This is a genomic window from Nonomuraea aridisoli (genome assembly GCF_003236395.1).
Classification (GTDB): Bacteria; Actinomycetota; Actinomycetes; order Streptosporangiales; family Streptosporangiaceae; genus Nonomuraea; species Nonomuraea aridisoli.
This window is the reverse complement of sequence record NZ_POUD01000448.1, coordinates 1-4342: the sequence shown is the minus strand read 5'-3', so window position 1 is coordinate 4342 and position 4342 is coordinate 1. Positions and strand designations below refer to the sequence as shown.

At 73.2% G+C, this 4342-nt stretch carries 4 protein-coding genes; 2 read left to right on the top strand and 2 right to left on the bottom strand.

Annotated features, from left to right (window positions below; translation table 11 throughout):
• Positions 1 to 190, bottom strand: a 190-nt coding sequence (locus C1J01_RS51705) for a hypothetical protein (RefSeq protein ID WP_220040457.1), incomplete at its 3' end; no start/stop codon positions are given.
• Between the two features lie 134 nt (positions 191 to 324).
• On the opposite strand from C1J01_RS51705, the gene C1J01_RS46500 reads away from it, so the two are divergent.
• Both C1J01_RS46500 and C1J01_RS46495 read left to right on the top strand, forming a co-directional pair.
• The gene (locus C1J01_RS46500; protein ID WP_111185390.1) at positions 325 to 1074 is read left to right on the top strand and encodes an HAD family hydrolase; all 750 of its coding nucleotides are present in this window, start codon (positions 325 to 327) and stop codon (positions 1072 to 1074) included.
• A complete protein-coding gene (locus C1J01_RS46495) occupies positions 1071 to 3974 on the top strand; it encodes a pyridoxamine 5'-phosphate oxidase family protein (RefSeq protein WP_111185389.1) in 2904 nt (967 codons plus the stop codon). The genes C1J01_RS46500 and C1J01_RS46495 overlap by 4 nt, the downstream gene beginning before the upstream one ends.
• A 3-nt stretch (positions 3975 to 3977) precedes the next feature.
• Here the strand turns inward: C1J01_RS46495 and C1J01_RS46490 are convergent.
• The coding region (locus C1J01_RS46490) for an esterase-like activity of phytase family protein (protein ID WP_146615999.1) at positions 3978 to 4342 on the bottom strand (365 nt) is incomplete at its 5' end.

Sequence of the window (4342 nt, the reverse complement as noted above, 5' to 3'; positions counted from 1 at the left end):
GCCTGAACGCGGCGACCCCGGACACGCCCGGCTCGACCGCCTCCCGCCTGGGCGCGGCGGCCCCCAGCACGCCCGCCTCCGGCCTGGGCGCGGTGGCGCCGAGCGCACCCGGCCCGACCCCATCCGGTCCGGGGGCGCCTGTCGCGGGTCTCGTTGGGGGCGGTTCTGATCTGCCTGTGAACGAGCTCATACCGGCACCCTCCTGGCGACACACGGCGGCCTGACGCGGAAGACGTACCCCGGTCCGGCTCGGCGCACGTCCGTGCAGGTCATTCGGGGGGCGATCGCAGGGCTGGGGAGCGTTTGGGCGGGTATGCGTCCGATATGGCCACTTTTGACCTGACCCACCTGCGCGCTGTCGTCTTCGACACCGACGGAGTGGTCACCGATACCGCGCGCGTCCACGCCGCGGCCTGGAAACACGTGTTCGACGCCTTCCTGCGCGGCCGGTCGGCGTCGTTCGACCTGCCCTCCGACTACCTGGCCTACGTGGACGGCCGCCCGCGCCTGGACGGCGTGCGGACGTTCCTCGCCTCACGCGGCATCTCGCTGCCCGAGGGCGGCCCGGACGACGAGCCGGGCGCGCCGACCGTGCACGGGCTCGGCCTGGCGAAGGACGCGCTGTTCCGCCAGGAGATCGACCGGTGCGGCGCGGCGCCGTTCACGTCCACCGTCGCCCTGCTGCACGAGCTGCGGCGGCGCGGCTGCCGCACCGGGGTGGTGTCGGCGAGCCGGCACTGCCGGGCGATCGTCGCGTCGGCGGGGCTGCTGCACCTGTTCGACGTGCTGGTGGACGGCAACGACATGGCGGAGCTGGGCCTGCCGGGCAAGCCGGACCCGGCGCTGTTCCAGGAGGCCGCGCGCCGCCTGGAGCTGCCCGCCCAGGAGGTCGCGGTCGTGGAGGACGCGCTGCCCGGCGTCGAGGCCGGCCGCAGGGGCGGCTTCGGCCTGGTGGTGGCGGTGGACCGCGGCGAGACGCAGGCCGCCACCATGCTCGCCGCCGGCGCGGACGTCGTGGTGGCGGACCTGGCCGACGCCGACGTGACCGGACGGGTGCCCGTGGGGCGGAGATGAACGCCTGGATCCTGACCTACGACGGCTTCCACCCGGAGGGCGAGGGCCTGCGCGAGGCGCTGTGCACGCTGGGCAACGGCCGCTTCGCCACCCGCGGCGCCACTCCCGAGAACGGCCCGCGCACCGCCGGCACGTATATGGCCGGCTGCTACGACCGCCTGGACTCGGTGGTGGCCGGGCGTACGGTGACGAACGAGGACATCGTCAACCTGCCCGACTGGCTGCCGCTGACGTTCGCCACGCCGGGGTCCGGCTGGTTCCGCCCGGACGCGGCCGACCTGCCGCTCTACCGGTACGAGCTGGACATGCGGCGCGGCCTGCTGCTGCGCGACCTGCGCTGGCGCGACGGCGAGGGCCGGATCACGCGGGTGCTCCAGCGCCGCCTGGTGTCGATGGCCGACCCGTACCTGGCCGCCATGGAGACCACGTTCATCGCGGAGAACTGGTCGGGGCCGCTGCGCGTGAGCACCGGCCTGGAGGGACGGGTGCGCAACTGCGCCGTGGCCCGTTACCGCGCGCTGCGCGGCGACCACCTCATCGGGCACGCGACCGGCTCCGAAGGCGACCTGGCCTGGCTGACGGCGTCCACGCGCGCCTCGCACGTGACCGTGGCGCTGGCCGCCCGGATCGACGGCGACGCGCCCGCCACCCACCCGTCGCTCGGCCTCGGGCACGTCAGCTACGAGCACGTGCTGGACCTCGCCCAGGGCGAGCCGGCCGTCCTGACGAAGATCGTGTCGCTGACGTCGTCGCGCGACCCGGCCAGCCACGACCCGCGCTCGTCGGCGCTGCGGCACGTACGCCGGGCGCCGGGCTTCGGCGAGCTGCTGGCCCGCCACGAGGCCGCCTGGGAGCGGCTGTGGCGGCACGCCTGCCTCGACGTGGACGGCCCGGAGTTGTCGCAGATCGTCCACCTGCACATCTTCCACCTGCTGCAGACGTTGTCGCCGCACACCGCCGACCTCGACGCCGGGGTGCCCTCGCGCGGTCTGCACGGGGAGGCGTACCGGGGGCACGTGTTCTGGGATGAGCTGTTCGTGCTGCCCTGGCTCGACCTGCGCTTCCCGGAGATCGCGCGCGGTCTGCTGCGCTACCGCTGGCGTCGCCTGCCCGAGGCCAGGGACGCCGCCAGGGAGGCGGGGTACGAGGGCGCGATGTTCCCGTGGCAGAGCGGCAGCGACGGGCGCGAGGAGACGCAGACCGTGCACCTCAACCCGGCGTCGGGGAACTGGCTGCCGGACAACTCCCGCCTGCAGCGCCACGTCGGCCTGGCCATCGCCTACAACGTCTGGCACCACTACCTGGCCACCGGCTCCATGCCGACGTGGTGCGCCGAGCTGCTGCTGGACATCGCGCGGTTCTTCGCCTCGCTGGCCGTGCGCACCGACGGCCGCTACGAGATCCGCGGGGTGATGGGCCCGGACGAGTACCACGACGCCTATCCGGACGCCGCCGTCCCCGGCCTGGCCAACAACGCCTACACCAACGTCATGACGGCGTGGCTGATGTTGCGGGCCCGCGACACCGCGCAGATCGTCCCGCATCTCGCGCCCTCGGCGGACGAGCTGGCCCGCTGGGACGACATCAGCCGCCACATGCGGGTCGACTTCCACGACGGCGTCATCAGCCAGTTCACCGGGTACGGCGACCTGCTGGAGCTCGACTGGGGCCGCTACCGCGGCGTGCGCCGCCTGGACCGGGCGCTGGAGGCCGACGGCGACGACGTCAACCGCTACAAGGCGTCGAAGCAGGCCGACACGCTCATGATCTTCTACCTGCTGTCCTCGGGCGAGCTGGGCGAGATCATGCAGCGGCTCGGTTACCCGGTCGATCCGGACCTGATCGCGCGCACGATCGCGTACTACCTGGAGCGCACCAGCCACGGCTCCACGCTGAGCGCCGTCGTGCACGCGTGGGTGCTGTCGCGCTCGAACCGCCCGCAGTCGTGGATGTTCTTCACCGAGGCCCTGGCCAGCGACGTCGAGGACGTGCAGGGCGGCACCACGGCCGAGGGCATCCACCTGGGCGCCATGGGCGGCACGCTCGACCTGCTGCAGCGCTGCTACCTCGGGCTGGAGCTGCGGCGGGACGGGCTGCGGCTGGATCCCGCGGTGCCCGACCGGCTCGGCCTGGTGACCGTGCCGATCCACTACCGGGGGCGCCGGGTGTTCATCGACGCCGACCACCGCAAGGCCCGCGTGAACGGCGTCCCGCGGCGTTCCTACGCACGAGGAGAACCGATCATGTCAGGCACCGGCGATCTCGGACGGCGCATCATCCACCACCGCGAGCGGCTCCGCCTGACCCGCGAGCAGGTCGCCGAGAAGGCGCAGATGTCGCCGGGCTATCTGAAGTACCTGGAGGAGAACGCCGACTCCCCCGACACCGGCACCCTCTACCGGCTGGCCAACGCGCTGGACACCACGGCATCGGAGCTGCTGGGCGGCGGTCGTGACCATCCGCCGGGTCATGGCCCGGCGATGGCGCACCCGACGCTGGAGCGCCTGGACGAGACCGAGGCCCTGCGGCTGATCGAGCCGGGCGGCATCGGGCGGGTGGCGTTCAACGGCCTGCAGGGGCTGACCGTGCTCCCGGTCAACTACAAGATGCACCGCGGCGACATCGTCTTCCGCACCGCCGCCGGCGGCCCCATGGACAAGGAGCTGCGCAGCGGGGTGGAGGGCGTCGAGATCAAGATCGGGTTCGAGGTCGACCGGATCGACGAGGCGAACCGCGAGGGGTGGAGCGTGCTGGTGCAGGGCCCGGCGCACCACGTGCCGCCGGAGGAGGTGGACGAGGTGGCCGGGGCGGGGGTGACGCCGTGGGCCGGCGGCGAGCGCCGGCTCTACATCCGCATCTCCCCGCACCAGATCACCGGCCGCCGCATACACGGCGTGTGAGGCTCAAGGGCAGCCGCGTACGCCGAAGGCCATGAACTGGGTCGTCTCCCTGGCGTCGAAGTTGTCGTCCGACCCGATCACCAGCGTGCACTCCCCGCCGGCCAGGCGCGGCCCCCACGCCATGCTCTCGAGGTTCTGCACCGGCGGCCGGAAGTCGCCGAGGTCGCGCACCAGGCGCTTGGTGACCGGCCGGTACGGCGCCCCGCCGAGGTAGTGGCGGCCGAGGACGTCGGTGGCGCCGCGCAGGTCGATCTCGTACAGCCGGACGCGGTAGCCCACGCCCTCGATCCAGGAACGCTCCAGCGCCAGGTAGCGGCGCTCGTCGATGGCGAGGATCTCCGACACCCCGCTGTCGCTCTGGCCGGTGG

Coding starts and splice junctions, on each gene's coding strand:
- C1J01_RS46495 (WP_111185389.1), top strand. CDS start 1,071: ATGAACGCCTGGATCCTGACCTACGACGGCTTCCACCCGGAGGGCGAG.
- C1J01_RS46500 (WP_111185390.1), top strand. CDS start 325: ATGGCCACTTTTGACCTGACCCACCTGCGCGCTGTCGTCTTCGACACC.